The 21,898-nt window shown below is 59.0% G+C and carries 25 protein-coding genes; 19 read left to right on the top strand and 6 right to left on the bottom strand.

Features of this window, described 5'->3' with window-relative positions:
- From QDT79_RS01780 to QDT79_RS01765, 4 genes are read left to right on the top strand one after another with little or no spacing between them, the layout of a single operon-like run.
- The gene (locus QDT79_RS01780) at window positions 1-1,170 is read left to right on the top strand and encodes a beta-ketoacyl-[acyl-carrier-protein] synthase family protein (RefSeq protein ID WP_308316145.1); all 1,170 of its coding nucleotides are present in this window, start codon (window positions 1-3) and stop codon (window positions 1,168-1,170) included.
- Entirely contained in the window at window positions 1,167-1,643 is a 477-nt protein-coding gene (locus QDT79_RS01775) for a hotdog family protein (RefSeq protein WP_063988576.1), read from the top strand. Before QDT79_RS01780 ends, QDT79_RS01775 begins: the two co-directional genes overlap by 4 nt.
- Entirely contained in the window at window positions 1,640-2,371 is a 732-nt protein-coding gene (locus tag QDT79_RS01770) for a 3-ketoacyl-ACP reductase FabG2 (protein ID WP_130017716.1), read from the top strand. Before QDT79_RS01775 ends, QDT79_RS01770 begins: the two co-directional genes overlap by 4 nt.
- Window positions 2,368-3,597, top strand: coding sequence for a beta-ketoacyl-ACP synthase (locus QDT79_RS01765; protein ID WP_063988578.1), 1,230 nt, complete (start codon window positions 2,368-2,370; stop codon window positions 3,595-3,597). Before QDT79_RS01770 ends, QDT79_RS01765 begins: the two co-directional genes overlap by 4 nt.
- Before the next feature lie 54 nt (window positions 3,598-3,651).
- Here the strand turns inward: QDT79_RS01765 and QDT79_RS01760 are convergent, their stop codons facing one another.
- Together QDT79_RS01760 and uriH are read right to left on the bottom strand one after the other, a co-directional pair.
- Complete coding sequence (locus tag QDT79_RS01760) at window positions 3,652-5,334, bottom strand: PglL family O-oligosaccharyltransferase (protein WP_308316144.1); 1,683 nt, start codon at window positions 5,332-5,334, stop codon at window positions 3,652-3,654.
- 686 nt (window positions 5,335-6,020) lie between these two features.
- Complete coding sequence (gene uriH / locus QDT79_RS01755; protein WP_063988580.1) at window positions 6,021-6,962, bottom strand: uridine-preferring nucleoside hydrolase UriH; 942 nt, start codon at window positions 6,960-6,962, stop codon at window positions 6,021-6,023.
- Window positions 6,963-7,169: 207 nt separating this feature from the next.
- On the opposite strand from uriH, the gene QDT79_RS01750 reads away from it, so the two are divergent.
- Window positions 7,170-7,445, top strand: coding sequence for a zinc ribbon domain-containing protein (locus QDT79_RS01750; protein WP_063988581.1), 276 nt, complete (start codon window positions 7,170-7,172; stop codon window positions 7,443-7,445).
- Complete coding sequence (locus QDT79_RS01745) at window positions 7,442-7,786, top strand: hypothetical protein (protein WP_107227092.1); 345 nt, start codon at window positions 7,442-7,444, stop codon at window positions 7,784-7,786. Before QDT79_RS01750 ends, QDT79_RS01745 begins: the two co-directional genes overlap by 4 nt.
- Here the strand turns inward: QDT79_RS01745 and aaeR are convergent.
- A complete protein-coding gene (aaeR, locus tag QDT79_RS01740) occupies window positions 7,777-8,688 on the bottom strand; it encodes an HTH-type transcriptional activator AaeR (RefSeq protein WP_063988583.1) in 912 nt (303 codons plus the stop codon). The two genes, QDT79_RS01745 and aaeR, sit on opposite strands and share 10 nt — an antisense overlap.
- A 314-nt stretch (window positions 8,689-9,002) precedes the next feature.
- On the opposite strand from aaeR, the gene aaeX reads away from it, so the two are divergent.
- The 5 genes from aaeX (at window position 9,003) to QDT79_RS01715 (ending at window position 13,169) form a co-directional block, all read left to right on the top strand.
- Window positions 9,003-9,206 carry a p-hydroxybenzoic acid efflux pump operon protein AaeX gene (aaeX, locus tag QDT79_RS01735; protein WP_004936952.1) on the top strand — a complete coding sequence of 68 codons (204 nt, stop codon included), beginning with the start codon at window positions 9,003-9,005 and terminating at the stop codon, window positions 9,204-9,206.
- 7 nt (window positions 9,207-9,213) lie between these two features.
- Entirely contained in the window at window positions 9,214-10,149 is a 936-nt protein-coding gene (gene aaeA, locus QDT79_RS01730) for a p-hydroxybenzoic acid efflux pump subunit AaeA (RefSeq protein WP_063988584.1), read from the top strand.
- Window positions 10,149-12,116, top strand: coding sequence for a p-hydroxybenzoic acid efflux pump subunit AaeB (gene aaeB / locus QDT79_RS01725; protein ID WP_063988585.1), 1,968 nt, complete (start codon window positions 10,149-10,151; stop codon window positions 12,114-12,116). The genes aaeA and aaeB overlap by 1 nt, the downstream gene beginning before the upstream one ends.
- Before the next feature lie 280 nt (window positions 12,117-12,396).
- Window positions 12,397-12,864 (top strand): ribonuclease, encoded by a 468-nt coding sequence (locus QDT79_RS01720; RefSeq protein ID WP_063988586.1) that lies wholly within the window; start codon window positions 12,397-12,399, stop codon window positions 12,862-12,864.
- 5 nt (window positions 12,865-12,869) lie between these two features.
- Window positions 12,870-13,169: a barstar family protein gene (locus QDT79_RS01715; protein WP_004936963.1), complete on the top strand. Its 300-nt coding sequence runs from the start codon at window positions 12,870-12,872 to the stop codon at window positions 13,167-13,169.
- 30 nt (window positions 13,170-13,199) lie between these two features.
- Here the strand turns inward: QDT79_RS01715 and yjgA are convergent, their stop codons facing one another.
- Complete coding sequence (gene yjgA, locus QDT79_RS01710; RefSeq protein ID WP_004936968.1) at window positions 13,200-13,748, bottom strand: ribosome biogenesis factor YjgA; 549 nt, start codon at window positions 13,746-13,748, stop codon at window positions 13,200-13,202.
- 179 nt (window positions 13,749-13,927) lie between these two features.
- Here yjgA and pmbA point away from each other — a divergent pair, with 179 nt between their 5' ends.
- Window positions 13,928-15,268 (top strand): metalloprotease PmbA, encoded by a 1,341-nt coding sequence (gene pmbA / locus QDT79_RS01705; RefSeq protein WP_063988587.1) that lies wholly within the window; start codon window positions 13,928-13,930, stop codon window positions 15,266-15,268.
- Between the two features lie 138 nt (window positions 15,269-15,406).
- The gene (gene cybC, locus QDT79_RS01700) at window positions 15,407-15,793 is read left to right on the top strand and encodes a cytochrome b562 (protein ID WP_060424637.1); all 387 of its coding nucleotides are present in this window, start codon (window positions 15,407-15,409) and stop codon (window positions 15,791-15,793) included.
- A 4-nt stretch (window positions 15,794-15,797) separates the two neighbouring features.
- On the opposite strand, the gene QDT79_RS01695 is transcribed toward cybC, so the two are convergent.
- Complete coding sequence (locus QDT79_RS01695; protein WP_063988588.1) at window positions 15,798-16,580, bottom strand: AraC family transcriptional regulator; 783 nt, start codon at window positions 16,578-16,580, stop codon at window positions 15,798-15,800.
- Between the two features lie 283 nt (window positions 16,581-16,863).
- On the opposite strand from QDT79_RS01695, the gene QDT79_RS01690 reads away from it, so the two are divergent.
- Genes QDT79_RS01690 through QDT79_RS01680 form a run of 3 tightly spaced genes read left to right on the top strand, consistent with a single transcriptional unit; the run spans window position 16,864 to window position 19,977 of the window.
- Window positions 16,864-18,318 carry an FAD/NAD(P)-binding protein gene (locus tag QDT79_RS01690; protein WP_308316143.1) on the top strand — a complete coding sequence of 485 codons (1,455 nt, stop codon included), beginning with the start codon at window positions 16,864-16,866 and terminating at the stop codon, window positions 18,316-18,318.
- Window positions 18,315-19,196: a formyltransferase family protein gene (locus QDT79_RS01685; RefSeq protein ID WP_308316142.1), complete on the top strand. Its 882-nt coding sequence runs from the start codon at window positions 18,315-18,317 to the stop codon at window positions 19,194-19,196. The genes QDT79_RS01690 and QDT79_RS01685 overlap by 4 nt, the downstream gene beginning before the upstream one ends.
- Window positions 19,189-19,977 carry a sulfite exporter TauE/SafE family protein gene (locus QDT79_RS01680; RefSeq protein ID WP_063988591.1) on the top strand — a complete coding sequence of 263 codons (789 nt, stop codon included), beginning with the start codon at window positions 19,189-19,191 and terminating at the stop codon, window positions 19,975-19,977. Before QDT79_RS01685 ends, QDT79_RS01680 begins: the two co-directional genes overlap by 8 nt.
- A gap of 37 nt (window positions 19,978-20,014) precedes the next feature.
- Here QDT79_RS01680 and rnk read toward each other — a convergent pair whose 3' ends face one another.
- Window positions 20,015-20,425 carry a nucleoside diphosphate kinase regulator gene (gene rnk / locus QDT79_RS01675; RefSeq protein WP_004936993.1) on the bottom strand — a complete coding sequence of 137 codons (411 nt, stop codon included), beginning with the start codon at window positions 20,423-20,425 and terminating at the stop codon, window positions 20,015-20,017.
- Between the two features lie 444 nt (window positions 20,426-20,869).
- Between rnk and QDT79_RS01670 the strand changes: the two genes are divergently transcribed.
- From QDT79_RS01670 to QDT79_RS01660, 3 genes are read left to right on the top strand one after another with little or no spacing between them, the layout of a single operon-like run.
- Window positions 20,870-21,196, top strand: a complete 327-nt coding sequence (locus tag QDT79_RS01670) for a glycine dehydrogenase (protein WP_107227134.1) — start codon at window positions 20,870-20,872, stop codon at window positions 21,194-21,196.
- A 36-nt stretch (window positions 21,197-21,232) separates the two neighbouring features.
- Window positions 21,233-21,598 carry a glycine-rich SFCGS family protein gene (locus tag QDT79_RS01665; RefSeq protein ID WP_063988593.1) on the top strand — a complete coding sequence of 122 codons (366 nt, stop codon included), beginning with the start codon at window positions 21,233-21,235 and terminating at the stop codon, window positions 21,596-21,598.
- A complete protein-coding gene (locus tag QDT79_RS01660; RefSeq protein ID WP_063988594.1) occupies window positions 21,598-21,894 on the top strand; it encodes a DUF4312 family protein in 297 nt (98 codons plus the stop codon). Before QDT79_RS01665 ends, QDT79_RS01660 begins: the two co-directional genes overlap by 1 nt.
- Window positions 21,895-21,898: the final 4 nt, after the last annotated feature.

Raw genomic sequence — 21,898 nt, 5'->3', positions numbered from 1 at the left:
ATGATTTACATCTCTGCCGTCGGTATGATTAATGCGCTTGGGAATACTTTGGATGAGATAGCAGCAAACCTCGCTCGCGGCTCTGCGCCGGGTATGCGTCCGAGATTGGGATGGCTACAGGGGTACCCAGAAGCCGTGCTGGGCGGCGTTGAGGGAGAGTTACCCGTTATCCCTGCGTCGTTTTCCGCTCATCGTTCCCGTAATAATCAACTGTTGCTGGCCGCTCTGGAGCAGATCCAGCCCCAGGTTGATGAAGCCGTCGCCAGGTTTGGTCGCGATCGGATCGCCGTCGTGATGGGCACCAGCACCTCCGGGTTAAACGAAGGCGATGAGCATGTACAGTTGACGCTCAACGGCGAAGTTAGCCCACGTTGGCAATATCCTCAGCAGGAGCTCGGCGATCCGTCGCGATTTCTCAGCCGCTGGTTACGGGTCGATGGCCCGGCATTTACGCTTTCGACCGCTTGTTCCTCCAGCGCCCGAGCCATTATCAGCGGGCGGCGGCTGATAGAAGCGGGACTTGCCGACGTCGCCATTGTTGGCGGTGCCGATACGTTGAGCAGAATGCCGATCAACGGTTTTCACAGCCTTGAGTCGCTGTCGCCTCAGCTTTGCCAGCCGTTCGCCCAAAACCGTTGCGGCATCACTATCGGTGAAGGCGCTGCACTCATGGTGCTGACCCGCGAGCCTCAGCCTCTGGTTCTGTTGGGGGCGGGGGAATCCAGCGACGCTTGGCATATATCAGCACCGCATCCTCAGGGCGAGGGGGCCATTCGCGCCATTGAACAAGCCTTGGCAGAAGCGGATATCGAGGCGAAACAGGTGGGTTACATTAATCTGCATGGCACCGCGACACGGCTTAACGACCAAATCGAATCCCGCGTGGTGCATTCGCTGTTTGGTGAACAGGTACCCTGCAGTTCGACCAAGCATTTAACCGGCCACACTCTGGGGGCTGCGGGGATCACGGAGGCGGTTATCAGCGCGCTGATTTTACTGCGCAATTTACCTTTGCCCGCCCAAGACTTCAGCGCTTCGCCAGCGGACCCCGCGCTCCCCGCTTGCGGCATCATGCATACCAGTCAACCGTTGGCTCGACCGATAATCCTCTCTAATTCTTTCGCCTTTGGCGGAAATAACGCCAGCATTCTATTGGGGAAAGATGTATGAACGAATATTTGCCGCCGTCGGAGTATCTGCCTCATGCTGAGCCGATGATGTTACTGGATGAGGTCGTCAACGTGACGGAAAACGATGTTCACTGCCAGGTCAGTGTGCATCTTGACGGGGTGTTGGGACCCTTTATCGATGCTCAGGGCAATCTGCCGGGATGGTTTGCGCTGGAGTTGATGGCGCAAACGGTGGGGGTTTGGTCCGGCTGGCATCGCCGTCAAACGGGGTTGCATGAAATTTCATTGGGTATGGTGCTTGGCGCCCGTGAGTTAACCTGTGCGGCCGGGCATCTACCCGGCAATGCGACGTTGAATGTTCAAGCCAGGTTGCTGATGCAGGACGAACGTTTCGGCAGCTTTGACTGCACCATTACCGTAGGGCAAGAGTGCCTGGCATCTGGCCGTGTGAATACTTTCCAACCCACGTCAGAAGAGTTGACATCGCTTTTTAATCAGGGAGAGACCGCATGAGTCGTTCAGTTCTGGTCACCGGGGCTAGTAAGGGTATTGGGGGCGCGATTGCTCGTCAGCTCGCCGCCGATGGTTTTATCGTCGGCGTCCATTATCACCGAGATCAGGCCGGCGCCCAGGAAACCCTCGCAGCCATTGAGCAGTCTGGGGGGCAAGGTCGCCTGCTGAACTTTGACGTAAGTGAACGTGACCAGTGCCGTGAGGTGTTGGAAAAGGATATGGCTGCCCACGGCGCCTGGTACGGTGTGGTCTGCAATGCAGGCATCGCCCGGGATGGTGCGTTCCCCGCGCTTAGCGAGAACGATTGGGACAGCGTGATCCACACCAATCTCGATGGTTTTTATAACGTCATTCATCCCTGCATCATGCCGATGATCGGCGCGCGCCGAGGTGGCCGAATCATTACGTTGTCGTCGGTATCGGGAATGATGGGCAATCGCGGTCAGGTCAATTATAGCGCCGCTAAAGCGGGGATCATTGGCGCCACCAAAGCATTGGCCATTGAGCTTGCGAAGCGCAAAATCACCGTGAACTGCATTGCTCCGGGCTTGATCGACACGGGGATGATCGAAATGGAAGATGCCGCATTGAAAGAAGCGATGGCGATCATTCCAATGAAGCGCATGGGCCAGACGGATGAAGTCGCAGGCCTGGCGAGCTATTTAATGTCCGATATTGCGGGCTACGTCACCCGCCAGGTCATTTCCATCAACGGAGGAATGCTATGACTTGTCGTGTCGTCATCACCGGTATGGGCGGCGTAACCGCCTTTGGGGAACGGTGGCAGGATGTTTCCTTGCGTCTGTTGGCATATGAAAATGCGGTGCGGACAATGCCCGAGTGGCAGGTTTATGATGGATTGCATACCTTACTGGGCGCTCCAATCGATGATTTCGTCCTGCCTGAGCATTACACCCGAAAGCGCATTCGCGCAATGGGGCGAGTCTCGCTCCTTTCCACTCGCGCTACAGAACTGGCATTGGAACAAGCGGGGCTGATTGGCGATCCGGTACTGACTAACGGCCAAACCGGCATCGCCTACGGCTCTTCGACGGGAAGCACAGGCCCCGTGAGCGAATTCGCCACTATGCTCACTGAAAAACATACCAACAACATCACCGGTACCACCTATGTGCAGATGATGCCACATACCACAGCGGTTAATACCGGTCTGTTTTTCGGCCTGCGCGGCCGAGTGATCCCGACCTCCAGCGCATGCACCTCCGGGAGCCAGGCGATTGGCTATGCCTGGGAGGCTATTCGTCACGGTTATCAGAGGGTTATGGTTGCGGGTGGCGCAGAAGAGCTTTGCCCTTCGGAGGCCGCGGTGTTCGATACACTATTCGCTACGAGCCAGCGTAACGATAGCCCTAAAAGCACACCGTCCCCTTTCGATCGACAGCGTGATGGCCTGGTGATTGGCGAAGGTGCCGGGACCTTGGTCCTGGAAGAGTTGGAACATGCAAAAGCGCGCGGCGCCGCTATCTACGGTGAGATTGTAGGTTTTGCCACCAATTGCGATGCGGCGCATATCACTCAACCGCAGCGTGAAACGATGCAAATATGCATGGAGCAGGCGTTGAAGATAGCTGGCTTGAATGTGCGGGACATCGGCTATATCTCCGCTCATGGCACCGCCACTGACCGAGGGGATATCGCTGAAAGCCAGGCTACGGCAGCTATTTTCGGCGGCCAAACGCCGATTTCATCGCTGAAAAGCTATTTTGGCCATACGCTGGGAGCTTGCGGTGCGCTGGAAGCCTGGATGAGTTTGCAAATGATGCGCGAAGGCTGGTTTGCGCCAACGCTTAACCTTCATCAGCCGGATGAGCAGTGTGGTGAGCTGGATTATATTATGGGGGAAAGCCGGCGCATCGATTGTGAATACTTACAGAGCAATAACTTCGCGTTTGGCGGCATCAATACATCCATCATTATCAAACGTTGGGTTTAAGTCGACACGGCGGGAGCAATAAAATTGGTTCCCGCCATTCCAACCATCATAGGTTTACCTGAACCGCGCATCCCGCGCAAACAGGAAAGCGGCCTCCCGCAGGCGAGCGTCGGCTTCCGCCTGAGCCCCCTGATAGCGCAAGATCATGATCAGCGTAGCGTAGACGTTGGCATCGATGCGGCGCTGCAGATAGGCGTTGGCCCACTGCCGATAGCCGGTCAACAGGGCATCATCACGCGTTTGGTTATAGACCAGCAGCGCGTGAGATTGCTTGTCGAAGGTTTTGCGCTCCCGGTAGATCCAGGCGGCCGGCGGCGGCATCTGCTCGATGCTGTCGATGGTGGCCAGCATGGTGCGCTCCGATTGGGTGAGCGCCATGCGCCCTTGCCAGGCGAAGACCGCCATTGCCAACACGCCGACTGCCGCCATCGCCACCGGCAGGCTCAGGGCTTTAGCGAACGGCAGCGGGCGCGGCTCGCCGGTTTGGCCGTCCAGCAGCGCCAGCAACAGCAGAAACACCAGCCAGTGCGGTGTAGACAGATAGAAAGGGTATTCCAACTGGGTGTGCATCAGCATCGGCAGCAGCACCAGGAACAGGCCGACGCGGGCACCGGCCGGTTGCTCGCGATCCCGTTGCCAGGCGCGTTTCAGCAGCAGCGCGCCGGCGACGAGGACGATAACGATACCCGCCAGCGCTGGCAGGCCGCCCTCAACCCACCACAGCAGGATTTCATTGTGCGGATGCCCGGCGACTTCCAGCACTTCTCGCCAGGGCATTGCCTGTAGGCGGAAGTGCGCGAAGCTGTATTCAAAGCCGCCGTAGCCCCAGCCCAGCAGCGGTTTGGCCAGGATCATGCTCAGGGTATCTTGCAGCATTGTCAGACGTGAATAATTGGAGCCTTCGCGTGCGATAAGACCTGAGTGGCCATCCAGGCCAAAGCCGGTGAACAGTACCATCAGGCCAAGGGCGATACCCAGCAACAGCGCGCCGACGGCCCAGCGGCTTGCGGCCGGGCGCTGGCGGGCAAAGCGCCACAGCAGCAGCGCCGCCGCCAGGGTGCCACCCAGCCAGGCGGCGCGCGACTGGATCAGCACCAGCAGAGCGGAGAAAGCGACCAGCAGCACGAGCAGCGGGAGTTGCCGCCGCTGTGTCGGCGCAGAGAGGGGGGCAAGCAGCAGCCAGAGCGCCAAAGCCAGCCCGGTGGCGATAAAGCTGCCGAGCACGTTCGGTTGCTGAAAGACGCCGTAGACCCGGCTGCCGTTAGGAGATACCCAGGCCAGAGCAGGGGCGAACAGCTGTAGCGCCGCCAACAGCGCCTGAACGCCGACGGCGAACAGCAGGCCGAACAGCAACAGGTCGCGCTGCCGGGCGGTGAGGCGCAGCTGCAGGCAAGCGACATAGAACAGCCAGCCACCGAGCAAACCGGCGCAGCGCCACAGGGCATCTTCGCGCCACTCGGGGCGGGTATACAGCAGCGGCAACGCCAGCACGGCGATGCCGAGCAGCAACAGCCGTGCGGTGGGGGTAAGTGAAAGACGGGCACGGCCAACACAAACGGTGGCGGTCACGAGCAGCGTGGTCAGCGCCATAGCGCTCCAGGCCAGAATATTTTGCGGCAGCGCCAGGCCGCCGCCGCCCATGTTGGGATGATAGACCGGCAGAATCACCGCCATCCAAATCAGCAGCAGGGGCAGCACGGCAATGGTCGCTGCGTTAGCGGGAGATTTATCGGCCATGGTTAACCTGCCAAGGCCTGATAGCGTTTATTGAAAGCATATTTTAATTATTCCCTATCCTTTACTTTGGTGTTTAAATTCGCTGAATCTTCAATGATTAAAATATTTTATGGGAATTGAAAAGGCTTCATGTTGAAGCGATAAATAATTTTTCCCTGTGAGCGTGGTGCGAATCATATAAAAAGGTAAGCCGTATTTCAGTTGCCTGCAAAGGGTGCCTTATTTGTTTGAAAAAAGCAGGGTTGTCATTTTCTCAAATTCATCTTGCTCCAGTCAATTTTTAATATTTTGTTTTATTTTTGTATTTAAATCAATTCGTTGAAGTTTTATTGTGCGTAATGAAACGCCGTGTTTGCGACAGCGAGCTTCTGGGTCGGCAGGCGATGTAGCCAATGAGGTAAGCATTTTCTTGTTAAATCGTTGTTGCCAATGGTGGTGCGGTAGGTGTGGTTTTATTTATCGCCGTTCATTATTTTATTTCATATTTTCTTTATCACGTCTTTTTTTATTTTTATTAAGACTCTTCTTGTTCTTATGATTTTTTTTAAGTTTTTTTAAAGTAAATTTTTTTAAGATTGTTCTGTGCCTATGGAAATAACGGAGCGATGGTCTGCCTATCCCTGTTGCCGTGATGCCAGACGGACTAACGCGCTTGTAAAAGCGCGTTAGTTCATGCTGCACCGCTCTCACTCCACTTCGCCAATCCGCTCCAGCGCATCTACCACCAGATCCCAGAATTTATCCTGATCCAGTTTGACCGCGACCTGGGTGTGGCAGTCCGGCGGCGGCGGCGCGCGGAAGTCCGCGACCGTCATGCCCAGCGTCAGGGTGCCGGTCAGTTCGATATCCACCGGCGCTTTGCGTACCGTCATCACGCTCGGATCGATTACGTAGGCGACGGCGCAAGGATCGTGTACCGGTGGGGCGCTGAAGCCCTGCGCCTGCTGGTACATACGGCCAAAGAATGCCAGCAGTTCGCCGACGAAGGTGGCCGGCCGGGTGCCGAGGGCGGCGATGCGCTCGCAGACTGCCGGCGTGGCCAAAGCCTGGTGAGTGAGATCCAGCCCGACCATGGTCAGCGGCCATTTTTCGTTAAACACGATGTGCGCCGCCTCGGGATCGATTTTGATATTGAACTCCGCTACCGCGCTCCAGTTGCCCACATGATAGCCGCCGCCCATCAGCACCACTTCCTTGACCCGTTCGGCAATGCGCGGCTCTTTACGCACCGCCATGGCGATATTGGTCAGGCCGCCGGTCGGCACCAGCGTCACGCTGCCGGGTGGATGGGCCATCACGGTCTCGATGATCAGATCTACCGCATGGCGCGAGTCCAGCTGCAGGTGGGGTTCCGGCAGCACCGGGCCATCGAGGCCGGAATCGCCGTGAATGTCGGGCGCCACTTCGATATTGCGCACCAGCGGACGCGGGCAGCCGGCGGCGAAGGGTACGCCGGTGATATTGGCGATGCGCGCCACCGCCAGCGCGTTGCGCGTCACTTTGTCCAACGTCTGGTTACCCACCACGGTGGTGACCGCCAGCAGGTCGATCTGCGGATTGCCCCAGGCCAGCAACAGGGCGATGGCGTCGTCATGCCCCGGGTCACAGTCCAGTATGATTTTTTTCATGGTTATTCCTGATGCAGGGAGAGGTTCCCGCAGCATAACGCAGCGCGGCGGCGTGGGATAATGCCGATGGTGCTTTTGTTAACGGCATCAAAGCCTTGCCACTTTTACGATGTAATGAAACGTAAATCCTGCTCGCCGGGCTTTACCCTGGAGTTTGCTCCAGGGTTTACAGTGAGCTTCAGCGTTAATGCACAGAGGAGAGGTGGGATGAGCTTACTGAAAAGGTTGTTGGGGCAGGGCGGTATTAACGGCGGTCATCAGCGCGCGGGTCACCGCGGCGGGCATCATGGCAACCGCTATAACCAGCATGGCGAGCCGGGGCCGCAGTGCCCGAAATGCCAGGCGGTGAATAAATCGGACGCACGTTATTGCCATCGCTGCGGCCAGCCGTTTGCCGCGCTGAGCGCCACCTGCGGCCAGTGCGCCGCGCCGCTGCCGCCGGGCAGCCGCTTTTGCTCGCAGTGTGGCGGCGGTGTGCCATGAACCGGGGCGGTTGGACACTCGCGCTGCTGCTGGGCACCATGGCGCTATGGACGCTGCTGGCCTGGGGCGTGGCCGGCGTGCTGACCTGGCTCCCGGCGCTGGCGGACGCAGCTGGCAGTGCATCGTTGCCGGTGAGCGGTGTGCTGAGTTTGGTACCGCAGACGGTGCTGGATGCCTGGCTGCCGTGGCTGAAACAGCTGGGCAGCGGTCTGGCGAGCTATTTTCCTCTGCTGCTGAACTGGGCGGGCTACGCCGTCTGGCTGCTGTGGGGCCTCGGCATGCTGGCTCTGATACTGCTGGGCGCGCTGGCGCACCGCTATTTGAGCGCCGCTCAGCGATAACCCTGATAGACCGCCGCCACGCGTTCGAAATAGTCGGTTAGGTAGTTGATGCATACCTGCACCTTAAGCGGCAGTTTGTCCTTCTCGGTATAGAGCGCATAGATCGGCCGCGGATCCGAATGATAGCTTTTGAACAGGATCTCGATCTCGCCGCGGTTGATCTCTTCGATCACCCACATCAGCGGGGCGTAGGCGATGCCGGCGCCGTTTTTCAGCCAACGGATCATGGTGGAAGAGTCGTTGGTGACGAAGCGCCCCTGCGGTGAAATGCGCGTGGTGATGCCCTCCGGCGACATCAGTTCAAATTCGCTGTCGGGCCGCACGCTGTACTCCAGCCAGGAAAAGTTGACCATGTCGCTCGGCTTCTGCGGCGTGCCGTGCTGGCTGAGGTAGCTTTTGGCGGCGCACACCACCATCGGCATCTGCCCCAGGCGGCGGGAGAACAGGCTGGAGTCCTGCAGCGCGCCGGTGCGGATCACCAGATCCAATCCGTCGGTGATCAGATCCGGCGCCGGAATGCCGGTCACCAGGTTGACCGTCAGGCCCGGGTACTCTTTCATCATCTCGGCGGTCATGTTCGCCAGCACGTTTTGCGCCATGGTGGATGAGCTGCCGATGCGCAGCGTGCCGGCGGGGGTATTGTTAAACGCATACAGTTGCTCATGCACTTCGCTGACTTCGTGCAGCATGCGCCGGCAGCCCTGATAGTAGATTTTGCCGGCCTCGGTCAGGCCGATGCTGCGCGTGCTGCGGTTCAACAGCTTGACCTGCAGCTCATTTTCCAGTTTCGAGACGGTTTGGCTGATCGATGAAACGCTCATGTCGAGTTGGCGCGCGGCCGCGGTAAACGACCCGAACTCAACCACTTTGGCGAATACCGACATCCGTTTTAATCTTTCCATTATTCACTCTGGCTTAAAAGTGATTTAGATCACAGATTGTTGATGCCTTGATAGTAAGCAGGCTAATATAACGTGGTCGGGTGAATAGACCTTACCAACGTGCGAGAGCGATCGGCGACGTAATCCTGCCGCTCCTCCGGCACCCTCGCAATCCCTGTCGTGGACGTCTGCCCCAAAGTTTAACCTTTTTTCGGGTTCGTGACCTGGACAAGCTGTCTGGTCAAGATTTGTGGCGCGCGCACGCTAAAATGTAAAGAGAATGTGAATGGCGAGATGTGTCTTTCCCCGGCGCAGTGAACAATAAGGAAAAATTGATGAGTTTGCTTCCGGTTATGGTCATCTTCGGACTGTCGTTTCCGCCGGTGTTTTTCGAGCTGCTGGTGTCGCTGGCGCTGTTTTTTCTCTTGCGCCGCCTGCTGCAGCCGACGGGGATTTACGATTTTGTCTGGCATCCGGCGCTGTTTAATACCGCGCTGTATTGCTGCTTGTTTTATCTGATTTCATGTCTTTTTGTTTGAGGTCGCTGTGAAAAATTTTTCGATAAAAATAACCCGAATCGCGATCACTTTGATTCTTGTGCTGCTGGGCATCGTTGCGGTGTTCAAGGCCTGGGTGTTCTACACCGAGTCGCCGTGGACGCGTGACGCCAAGTTCACCGCCGACGTGGTGGCGATCGCGCCGGACGTCAGTGGCCTGCTGACCGACGTGCCGGTGGTGGACAACCAACTGGTGAAGAAAGGGCAGGTGCTGTTCGTGGTCGATCGGCCGCGCTATGAGCAGGCGCTGGCGGAGGCCGGTGCCGACGTCGCCTACTATCAAACGCTGGCGGCGGAAAAACGGCGTGAGGCCGGCCGCCGCGTGAAGTTGGGCGTGCAGGCGATGTCGCAGGAAGAAATCGACCAGTCGAACAACTCGCTGCAGACCGTGCAGCACCAGCTGGCGAAGGCCGTGGCGGCGCGTGAGCTGGCGCAGCTGGATCTGGAGCGCACCACGGTGCGTGCCCCGGCCGATGGCTGGATCACCAACCTCAACGTCCACGCCGGCGAATACATCACCCGCGGCTCGGTGGCGGTGGCGCTGGTGAAGAAAGACTCCTTCTACATCCTGGCCTATCTGGAAGAAACCAAGCTGACCGGCCTGAATAAGGGCGACCGCGCGGAGATCACCCCGCTCGGCAGCAATCGCATCATGCATGGCACCGTCGACAGCGTGGCGGCGGCGGTAAACAACAGCAGCAGCACGGTTAACAACAAAGGATTGGCCTCGATCGACAGCAACCTGGAGTGGGTGCGCCTGGCGCAGCGCGTGCCGGTGAAGATCCTGCTGGACGCCAAGGACCAACAGCATCCGTACCCGGCCGGTACCACCGCCACCGTGGTGATCGTCGGCAAGAACGATCGCAATGCCGACAGCGGCTCGCCTTTTGTGCGCCTGATGCACCGGCTGCGTGAGTTCGGCTAATGAGTAGCCCAACCTTTATCCGGCTGAGATTTGCCTTCAAACTCAGCTTCGCGATTGTGTTTGCGCTGTTCGTCGGCTTCCATCTCAACCTGGAAACTCCGCGCTGGTCGGCGATGACCGCCGCCATCGTCGCCGCCGGCCCGGCTTTTGCCGCCGGCGGTGAACCCTTCTCCGGCGCCATCCGCCACCGCGGTTGGCTGCGCATCATCGGCACCTTTATCGGGTGCTTCGTCGGCCTGCTCATTATCATCACCACCGCCCGCGCGCCGGTGGTGATGCTGCTGCTGTGCTGCATCTGGGCCGGTTTCTGCACCTGGCTCTCTTCGCTGATCAAGGTGGAGAACTCCTATGCCTGGGGGCTGGCCGGGTATACCGCGCTGATCATCATCGTGACGGTTGCCACCAGCGAGTCTCATCTGCTGGAAGCGCCGCAGTTCGCCATCGAGCGTTGCAGCGAGATCGTGCTGGGCATCGTCAGCGCCGTGTTGGCGGATCTGCTGTTCTCGCCGCGTTCGATCAAGCAGGACATCGATCGGGCGGTGGATCAGTTGCTGGTGGATCAATACCGGCTGATGCAGATGTGCATCAGCAACGCCGACAAAGAGGATATTGACCGCGCCTGGAGCAATCTGGTCAAGAGCACTACGGCGCTGGATGGCATGCGCAACAACCTGATGATGGAGTCCTCGCGCTGGCAGAAGGTCAACCGCCGGGTAAAAGCGCTGCATACCCTGTCGCTGACGCTGATCACCCAGGCCTGCGAAACCTATTTGATCCTGCTGAATCACCCGGATGCGCTGCAAGCGAGCCTGCGGGAGCAACTGATGGTGCCGGCGGAAAACCCGCAGGAGATCCACAAGCGCATGAAGCTGTTGCGCCAGGTGCTGACCACGCATCGCTCCGAGGAAACGCTGCCGACCCTCACCGGCTGGGTCGGCGCGGCGACGCGCTACCTGCTGCTGTCGAAGGGCGTACACACCAACGGCAGCATCAGCGCGGTGGAAGAGGGCGTGTTGAGCACTGAAACCGTGGTCAAGCCGACCTCGGCGGAAGGGCATCACGCGATGATCAACGGCCTGCGCACCTTTGTGGCGACGGCGTTCGGCAGCCTGCTGTGGCTGTGGACCGGCTGGACGTCCGGCAGCGGTTTTATGGTGATCATCGCGGTGATCACCTCGCTGGCGATGCGCACCCCGGCGCCGCGCATGGTGGCGATGGATTTCGTGCTGGGCATGCTGGCGGCGATCCCGGTCGGTTCCCTGTTCTTCATGGTGATCCTGCCGGCGACGCAGCAGAGCATTTTGCTGCTGTGTCTCAGCCTCGGCCTGCTGGCGTTTTTCATCGGCATCGAGGTGCAGAAGCGGCGGCTCGGTTCGCTGGGGCTGTTGGCGGGGACGATCAACATTCTGGTGCTGAGCAATCCGATGGAGTTCAACGTCACCCAGTTTCTCGACGGGGCGCTCGGTCAGTTCCTCGGCAGCTGCGTCGGGCTGATGGTGCTGCTGCTGATCCGCGACAATTCGCGCGAGCGCACCGGCCGCACGTTGCTCAACCAGTTCGTCAGCAGCGCGGTGTCGGCGCTGACCACCAAGGCGGCGCGCCGTCGGCAAAACCACCTGCCTGCGCTGTATCAGCAGCTTAACCAGCTGCTGATGATGTTTCCGAACGACATCGCCAAGTATCGCCTGGCGCTGAACCTGATCATCGCCCACCAGCGCATGCAGCGGGCGGAAATTCCGGTCAGCGAAGAGCTGTCGGCCTTCCACCGCCAGATCCGCAGCACCGCCGATCGGGTGGTTTCCGCCAAGAACGACGTCAAGCGTGCCTATTACTATGATCGCTTGCTGGGTGAGATGAATGAGTACCAGCAGAAGCTGGTGGACAATCAGGCGCCGCTCAGCGTCACCGGGCCGGTGAAACGCCTGGCCGACATGCTGCATCGCTATCGCCACGCCTTGATCGATTGATGCGTTCCCGTCTGTTGCGCCGCGTTGCGCAGCGCCTTCCCCGACTATACTGAAAGCAGCGCCTGGTACGGCGGGCCGTCTCATAAGAGGCGGCCCGTTTTCAGAGAGACTCCGAGTGCCAGAACGGCTGGAAAGTGGCATCATTGTCATGAATGGATGAAACTCTCGCCGCCGCGAAAACGTGACGTGCCGGTCATATTAGTTTCATCCAGGTCGACTATATACCTAACTAGCCTGGGGGAGCTGCGGCGCCTTCGGCGGCATAATTTCAGGGAATGCCATGAACAAGCGGATTCTGTTGGCGATTGTCATCGCCGTGGTCATCGCCGTCTTCAGCGCGCTGCGCGGCAACGAGCACCGGGCGATCGGCGGCAACCCGGCGGTGGTGCAGGCGCCGGCGGGGCAGCAGCAGAGCATCGATCGGCTTACGCAGCAGCAAACGGTGGTGAGTTACCTGCAGCAGCATCAGCGGCTGCCGGACTATTACGTCACCAAGAAGCAGGCGCGCGAGCAGGGTTGGGACCCGCGTTCAGGCAACCTCTGTGCGGTATTGCCGGGCAAGGCGATTGGCGGCGATCGATTCTCTAACCGTGAAGGGCAACTGCCGAGTGCCGGCGGCCGAGTCTGGCGCGAAGCGGACATCAATTACCAGTGTGGCCGGCGCGGCGCCGATCGCCTGCTGTATTCGAGCGACGGTCTGATCTTCGTCACGCGCGACCATTACAAAAACTTCATTCGTGTGGAGTGAGTTTGATGGCAAAAGTAGAGTTTGATTTTGAACAGATCCAGGATGTGCCGACCTTCTACCGCGATTTCGCGCACAAGTTTGCGCTGGACGAGGGGTTCGGCGCCAACCTCGACGCGCTGTGGGACGTGGTGACCGGCGATATCGGCCTGCCGGTGGAAATCGAGTTCACTCACCTGAATGCCCGCAGCAAGCGTCGTTTCGGCGCGATCATTCTGCTGTTTGAAGAGGCGGAAGAAGAGCTGGAAGGCAGCCTGCGTTTCAATATCCGCGAAAGCAGCGGCGAACCGGCCCATCACCGGGGATGAAACGGCTTCATCCCGGGATGGCGGCGGCGCTTAGTCGGCCGCTTCGGCCAGCTCGCGCAGGTATTGGAAGATCTGGCGGTAAGCCTTAGGCGGCTTGTTGGCGGCCTTCTCTTTCTGCGCGTTGCGCACCAGTGAACGCAGCTGTTGGCGATCGGCGGCCGGATACAGATCCAGGATCGATGGAATCACGTCATCGCCTTCTTCGACCAGACGGTCGCGCAGCGCTTCCAGTTTATGGAACAGCGAAACCTGCTGGTTATGGCGGTTTTTCAGCTTGTCGAGCGCGGTCTGGATCGGCTCGATATCGCGGGCGCGCAGCATCTTGCCGATCAGCTGCAGCTGACGGCGACGGCCCTCTTTCTTGATCTTCTGCGCCAGCTCGATGGCGGCGCGCAGATCTTCGTCCAACGGAATGCGGTCCAGCGCGTTTTTGCCCAGATCGACCATTTCGGCCCCCAGGTCTTTCAGCGCTTCGGCATCACGTTTAATCTCACTTTTACTGACCCAGATAATCTCGTCATCGTCCTCGTTTTCATTCTCCGGGACATCGTCGAGCCAGTCTTCAGGCTGTTTGTTCATGGTAGGCTCCGTTAAAAAGAGGCTAATCCTAACAGGTTGCCGGCTTTATGCGAAATTCAACGCGGTTCCTGTTAGACTCAACGGCAGAGATCTCAGGATTTTTGCGCGCCGCCCCGCGTGCACAACTACGCCGCTCCGGCACTTTTCTCAACGATTTTCTGATTAATTATGGCAGATTGATGAAAGTAGTCACCCAAGTTGCAGAACAGCGCAAGGCGCTGGAACAGGCCGTTTCTCAGGCGCTGGAGCTGGCCCGCGCCGGTTCCGACGCGGCGGAAGTCGCGGTCACCAAATCGACCGGCATCAGCGTCAGCACCCGCTTCGGCGAGGTGGAAAACGTCGAGTTCAACAGCGATGGCGCGCTGGGCATCACCGTGTATCACCGTCAGCGCAAAGGCAGCGCCTCTTCCACCGATCTCAGCCCGGACGCCATCGCCCGCACCGTGCAGGCGGCGCTGGACATCGCGCGCTACACCTCAGAAGATCCCTGCGCCGGCCCGGCGGAGAAAGATCTGCTGGCGTTCGAGGCGCCGGATCTCGATCTGTTCCACCCGACCGAGCTGGACGCCGAGCGCGGCATCGAGCTGGCGGCGCGCGCCGAGCAGGCTTCGCTGGCGGCGGACAAGCGCATTACCAACACCGAAGGCGGCAGCTTCAACAGCCATTATGGCATCAAGGTGTTCGGCAACAGTCACGGCATGCTGCAAAGCTACTGTTCCAGCCGCCACTCGCTGTCCAGCTGCGTCATTGCGGAGCAGGACGGTGACATGGAGCGGGATTACGCTTACACCATCGGCCGTGCGATGGGCGATCTGCAAAGCCCTGAGTGGGTGGGGCAGGAGTGCGCCCGCCGCACGCTGGCGCGTCTCGCGCCGCGCAAACTGTCGACCATGAAGGCGCCGGTGCTGTTCGCCTCTGAGGTCGCCACCGGGCTGTTCGGCCATCTGGTGGGCGCCATCAGCGGCAGCAGCGTTTACCGCAAATCCACTTTCCTGCTGGACTCGCTCGGCAAGCAGATTCTGCCGGAGTGGCTGACCGTCGAAGAGCATCCGCACCTGCTGAAAGGGCTGGCATCGACGCCGTTCGACAGCGAGGGCGTGCGCACCCAGCGGCGCGATATCGTCAAGGATGGCGTGCTGCAAACCTGGCTGATGACCAGCTACTCGGCGCGCAAGCTGGGCCTGCACAGCACCGGCCATGCCGGCGGCATCCATAACTGGCGCATTGCCGGGCAGGGCGCGGACTTCGCCGGCATGTTGAAACAGCTTGGCACCGGCCTGGTGGTCACCGAGCTGATGGGCCAGGGCGTCAGCGGCGTCACCGGCGATTACTCGCGCGGCGCCGCCGGTTTCTGGGTGGAAAACGGCGAGATCCAATATCCGGTCAGCGAGATCACCATCGCCGGCAACCTGAAAGACATGCTGCGCAACATCGTCAGCGTCGGCAGCGATATCGAAACCCGCAGCAACATCCAGTGCGGGTCGGTGCTGCTGCCAGAAATGAAGATCGCCGGCCAGTGATCCCCTGCGCGGCCGGCGCCCGCCGGTCGCGCGTTATCCCGTCTTAACCTTGCTTACAAATCTCCGGTTTCGGTTTTGCCCGGCCTTGCCTATGGTAACGGTGGGTTAATTAAAACAATAACTGGAAGGTGAGCAAACATGCAGAATACCCTGAAAGCGCTGGCGGCGTTGACGCTGCTGGCAGCCAGTTCGCTGGCGGCCGCCGCCGATCTGGGCGACGATATGGACACTCTGGCGGAAAACTACAAAACGGTGCTGAATACCGATTCGGCCGCTACCCTTACACAGAGCCTGCAAAACATGCGCGCCGCCGCGCAGGATGCCAAGCAGGGCACCCCGCCGAAGCTGGAAGACAAAGCCGCCGACAGCCCGGAGATGAAAGATTTCCGCAGCGGGTTGGATACCCTGATCGGCCAGATCGATCAGGCGCTGGCGCTGGCCAACCAAGGCAAAGTCGCCGAAGCGAAGCAGCTGGCGCAGGGCTTCAAACAAACCCGCGACGCCAACCACAAGAAATTCCGCTAATCCGTCAACCGTCGCGCCCGTCTTCCGTCAGATAGGAGGAGGGCGCCTGCCCCAGCACGCGGCGAAACATGGTTGAAAACGCCGCGCTGCTGTCATATCCCATCTCCATCGCCACCTGCGTTACGCTGCGCCCTTCGGCCAGCAGCGCCAACGCCAGCACCACGCAGGCGCGCTGGCGCCATTGTGAAAACGGCAGGCCGGTCTGCGCGCGAAAGAAGCGGCTGAAGGTGCGAATACTCATGTACAGCCGAGGGGCCCATCGCTGCGCGGAGTCATGGGCGTCGGGGTGCTGCAAAAAGGCGTGGCACAGTTCGCCCAGCCGAGGATCGGCGGGCAGCGGGATGTGCAACGGCAAGGGTTGCAACCGGGCCAGCTCATGCAGCAGCAGCGTTGCCAGCGCTCCGTCGCGCCCCTCTTGTTCATACTCCAGCGGCATATCCACCGCCGCCATCAACAGCTGGCGCATCAGCGGCGTGACGCTGACCACCTGGCATACCTGCGGCCGTTCGGCGGGCAACGCGCCGGGTTCGAGGTACAGGCTGCGGGTGGTGACGCCGACCATTCTCACCGCGTGTGGCATCTGCGGCGGCAGCCAGACCGCATGCTGCGGCGGGACGACCCAATTGCCTTGCTGGGTGAAAACGTGCATGACGCCGGTGGCGCCGTACAGCAACTGCGCGCGCCGGTGGCTGTGCATCGGCAGCAGGTGGCCCGGTGGATAATCGGTGCCGATGGCGATCACCGCGCGCGTTACGTGGTCGATGTCATCAATGCGGACGTTGCGCATGTGTTCCCTTTGGCGGGCAGATTGGCCGAAACGCAATGATAGTTGGCCTTTCATATAAAGCAAGCCAACGGCCGCCGCCCTACTATCGGGGCAGAAAAATAATGCTTGTTCGGGGCACCGCTATTTTATCGGTCATGAAGCCCGTGCGAGTTTTCACACCAGGATGGGACGAAGGTTTTCGTTCTCGCAATACAAGAAGTTAATAAGGAATAAAGCGTCTTTTTATTCCAACACCTGAAGCAATAGTTCTTAGCGCAGTTCAATGACTATAAGGTGATATTTCATGTATAAGTTCGGTGTGGTTGGCGGCGGAGCCGCCGGGATCGCTTTTGCGTATAACTTTATAAAAAATAAGTCGGTTAATCATTGCAAAAGGCCGCTTTCCCTGACGGTGTTCGATAAACAGGGCTTCAAGGGCGGTATGGCATACAGCAGCGATTTTGACAGTCATATATTAAATATGACGCCGGAAAACATGTCGGCGGATATTTTCGACGATACGCACTTCGTTGATTGGATCGCCATGCATTTCCCGCAGTTTTGCCTGGATCGTTATCCGCCGCGCTGGCTGTATCGGGAATATCTCGATTTTATTCGCGACATGACGATTTATATGGCGGCGGACAGTAACGTAGCGCTGAATTTCGTGACCGCCGAAGTGAATGCCATCGCGCCGCTAGAAGCCGGCTACCGGCTGACCACCACCTGTGGCGGCGCCGAACAGATGAATGCGCTGGTGCTGTGTTCGGGGCACAACCCGCCGGAATGTCTCTATCCGGTGGATGGCGTGATCGCTTATCAGGCCCACCAGGATCTGCCGCCGATCAACCCTTACTCGACCATCGGCGTGATCGGCTGCAGCCTGACGGCGATTGATGCCATCGTTGAGCTGATGGAACGCCTGGGGGCGACCGACATCTGCGCCCTGTCGCGCTCGGGCCTGTTCCCCAGCGTGCAGCCGGCGCTGATGCGTCCGCCGCCGGAGGCGTTTGTTGAGGCGCTGCGGCGCTTTGTCGCCGGCAGCGATTTTATTGACGCGCAACAGCTGGTGCATGCGATCAATGCTGCGCTGGCGCGCCACTATCCAGGGCCGGAGCGGCTGACGGTGTTCTCGGCGCTGGGGGAAAGACGCGATTGCTACCGCGATCTGGCGGACAGCCTCGATCGCGCGCGTTTTGCCCGGGAGCATATCTGCAGCTATCTGGCGGCGATCCACCCGGCGGTGTGCGCCGCCTGGGTCAAGATGGATGCCAACAACCGGCAGGTTTTCATGCGTTTTTACAACTCCTCCTGGATGCGCAATCGGCACGCCATGCCGATCAAGAACGCCCACAAGATCGTGGCGGCGCTGGAGAGCCAGCGCTTGCGCGCCTGCGGCGGCCTGGCGGATATCAGTAAGGGGACGGACGGGTTTATCCTTCGTTGCCATGAGACGCGGGTGCACGCGCAGTATCTGTTCAACTGCACCACGCCTTCTTATCAACTGCCGCCCAACCGCCTGAGCCATCAACTGCTGCAAGACGGACTGGTGCAGGAGAACCTGTTCGGCGGCGTGAAGTGCAACCCGCACACGCTGAAAATCGCCGACCGACGCGGCCGTGAACAGCACCTCTACTCGCTCGGCGCGCCCGCCAAGGGCGACCTGTTTTACACCTCGGCGATGGAGTCCATTACGCGGGATATCAGCAAGATCGTGTTTAACAACCCTATTTTCAACGCAAAGAAGGCTGAAGTATGAAAAACGTAGCGCTCTTTGTCGGCAACGACATTTTCTCCTGGCTGGTGTGCCAGGATCTGATCGCCGCCCTGAAAGGCGAGTGTGCCTTTACGGTGTATTTCCCCTTGGCGAAAAGCGCCGGGCGCACGCAGGAGCCGGCGGTTCGCCGCCTGGGGCTGTATGAGCGCGAAGTGCTGAACGATTTCGTGTTTCCGTTCGTGGGCCGCAACGCCGCCGCCTGCGCGGGCGTCTATCAGCCGCCGGCCCTGTTCCTGGCCGCCGCCGGGGTCAAAGCGCATCGCGTTCTCGACATCAATGACGCTGCGTTTATCAGCAGCCTGGGGCATATGGATGGGGTGATCTCCCTGCGCTGTTATCAGAAATTTTCCGCCGACTATGTGCGCGCCTTCAGCCGACGCGGCAAGCTGCTGTGGAACCTGCATCCGGGGGATTTGCCGCGCTATCGCGGGGTGATGACGTTGTTCCGCGCGATGATGAACGGTGACAGAGACTGTGCGGTAACGCTGCATGAAATGGATGAGCACTGGGACGCCGGCCCGGTGCTCGCCCGCCTGCCCGCCGAGCTGCGTCACGATCTGTCGTTCCTGGAAAACATGATGCTGTTGGGCGTGCAAAGCGGCACCTTCCTGGCGCGTCAGCTGATGCGGGCGGAGCGCAGCGAAGCGATAGCGGCGGAAAAGCAGGGCGATTCGCGCTACTGGGGCTTCCCGGACGCGCAGACGCTGGCGCAGGCAGAACAGGCGGGCATTGAGCTGGTGGACCATGACGCCGTGCGCGAGCAGTATCTGGCGCTGTTCGTCGGCGATCGCTTCCACCCGCTGGCGGGGCAGTTCTGCGCCGGGTTCGACGACTTCGTGCGGGCGCACGGCCATGATTGAAACCTTGATTGTACTGGGTGCCGGTTTTCTGACCGGCATCACCACCATTCTGTTCGGCTTCGGCGGCGGCTTTGTGGTGGTGCCTTTCGTCTATCACTTGATCTCCGCGTCGGGCGAGCAGCCCGGCCAGGCGATGCATATCGCGGTGGCGACCTCGACGGCGGTGATGATCCTCAACGCGAGTTACGCCACGCTGACCAACTGGCGCAGCGGCAACCTGCTGCGCGAAACCATCGTGCCGCTGATCTTTTTCATCGGCATCGGCGCGGCGCTGGGCGCGTTCGCCTCTTCGCTGCTGGCGGACGGCGTGATCCGCGGGCTGTTTGTGGTCTATATGGCAGTGACCATCGCCGACTGTCTGTTCCGCCGGGGTTTCCTGGTCAAACCGGCGCGCGCCGAATTGTCCCCCGTTACGCTGTGGGGCGGCGGGCCGCTGATCGGCGGCATCGCGACCCTGCTGGGGGTGGGCGGCAGCGTGATGACCGTGCCGCTGCTGCGTCGTCATGGCTATGACATGAAATATTGCGTCAGCGCCGCCAACCCGCTGTCGATCCCGGTGGCGGTGATCGGGGCGCTGATGTATATCGTGTTGGGGTGGCGCGAGATGAGCGGGCCGCAGTATCTGGGCTACGTCAATCTGAACATTCTGGGGTTGCTGGTGGTCGCGGGGATTGCGGGGATCGTGTTTGCAAGGCGCTGTTTGCCTAAGGTGAGCGATGCGCTGCATGCCAAAATCTACGTGCTGCTGCTGATCGCCGTGCTGATCGCTATCTGCGTCTGAGACAGAAAGGGCGGCCGGATGCCGCCCTGAGAACCGCTTAACGGTGGTATTCGCCCGCCGCTTCCGGCTGGTACAGCAATTCCAGCACTTCAATCCGCGCTTCTTCACCGTTCGGCAATTGCCAGGAGATCTGCTTGCCGACGTGCATGCCGAGCAGCGCTGCGCCCAGCGGCGCCATCACCGACAGCTGATCGTGGCTGTCTTTCAGCGATGCCGGGTAAACCAGCGTGCGCACGTGCTCTTCATCGGTGTGCAGATCGCGAAAACGCACGCGGCTGTTCATGGTCACCACGTTGGCCGGCATTTTCTCCGGCGGCAGGATTTCCGCGCGATCCAACTCGTCGTTCAGCGCGGCGGCGACGTCGGTGTTGGCAAAGGCCGGTTGTTCCAATAGCGCATCCAGGCGTTCCGCATCCAGCTCATTAATAGTAATGATGGGTTTGGTCATTCCACTCTCCAGTCAAATCAAAGGGTGCCAGTCTGTGCACCCATAAATTCGGAAAAACAACACAAAGCAACACCCCCGCGCCAGAGGAGCGGGGGTGTGGGTAATGTCGATTTGTCCCATTGATAGTAGGCGGTTGGGACGAGAAAAGAAAGAGATCCCGATCACGAAGGCTTTTATCATCAATCGTGGCAAAAAAAACGGTTAGTCCGGTTATCTATTTGTTATCTCATTGGCTTTTTCACCGCAGCGCCGTTTTGCGAAATGGATCCCCGTACGTCATTCGATTTCCACTTCGAACTGGAAAAAACCGGTCTACACAGAAAATCCTACCGGGGGTAGGGTAAAGACATCACAGAAAGCGGGTTATTCAGGTGATGCGCTTTACGGCTTACTGATTAATGTGGGATCTAGGGGTACTGAAAAGTGAATGATGGATCTGCTTCGATAAAAGAAATTGAACAATCCGATGTCAGCGAAGCCGGAGCGATCACCGCTCGGGTGTTGGCGGATATTACCGCGATGCTGAATGCTGAAAATATTTATACCAATGCGGTGCAGCAACAGATGCTGGAATCGCATATTCGCGCCATGGTGCTGCGTTCAATAACCGGTGAGCCGTTGCCGGAGGTGGATAAATCGTTGTTCGACGAAATCTCCGCCGAATCCATGCAAATGGCGGAGCGCGTGGTGAATCAGTTTGGCACATTGCCTATCGAAGAAGCCTATTTGCTGTCAGTGCACTTCGAAGTGGCGAAAGATAATAACGCATAGCGGTTAACGCATCGATTTCAATCAGGAGAATATACCATGGGTCAAATTACCGTAGTGATCGGCGATCGTCTGGGTAAAGGGCAAAAAGTCGGCCAAGGCGTTGAAAATGCAGGAGGAAAAGCGGTGGTTATCCCCGGCGTTGCGGCGGACATGAAGCTGGGCGACGTCATGAAAGCGGAAAACGCGCAGCTGGGCATCTCTTTTTGCGGCAGCGGCGGCGCCGGCGCGATTACCGCGCAAACCAAACATGGCTACAAGGCCAAATACGGCATGCGTTCGGTGGAAGAGGGCGTGACGGCAATTAACGAAGGCTGCAACGTGCTGGGCTTCGGCTTTATGGATAAAGAAGAGCTGGGCCAGAAACTGGTGGAAGCCTACGTCAAAAAACATGGCAATCCATAATGAAAGAGCAATATACCACATCGGTAAAGGTGGAGGGTAAAGGCGACAGCAAAGCGAAAGCTTTTGCTTCCGCCTTGGCTAATGTGCAGGGCGCGGTATTAAAGTCCACCAACAATATTCTGCTGCGTATCGAGCCGCAGGACATCAGCGTGGTGAAAGCGGAAGAGAAAATAACTAAAGAGAAATTTCTTTTCTTCTTTTTACCGCGTGAAAGAAAGCGCTATGCCGTTTCTCTGGAAATAACCGTGAACGTAACCATTATCAATACCGAGAAGGTTGTCTTCGTCACGAAATAAAAAC

The sequence above is a fragment of the Serratia marcescens genome (assembly GCF_029846115.1).
Taxonomy (GTDB): Bacteria; Pseudomonadota; Gammaproteobacteria; order Enterobacterales; family Enterobacteriaceae; genus Serratia; species Serratia marcescens_L.
Note: the sequence above shows the minus strand (reverse complement) of the source record. Positions and strands in the feature narration are given on the sequence as shown.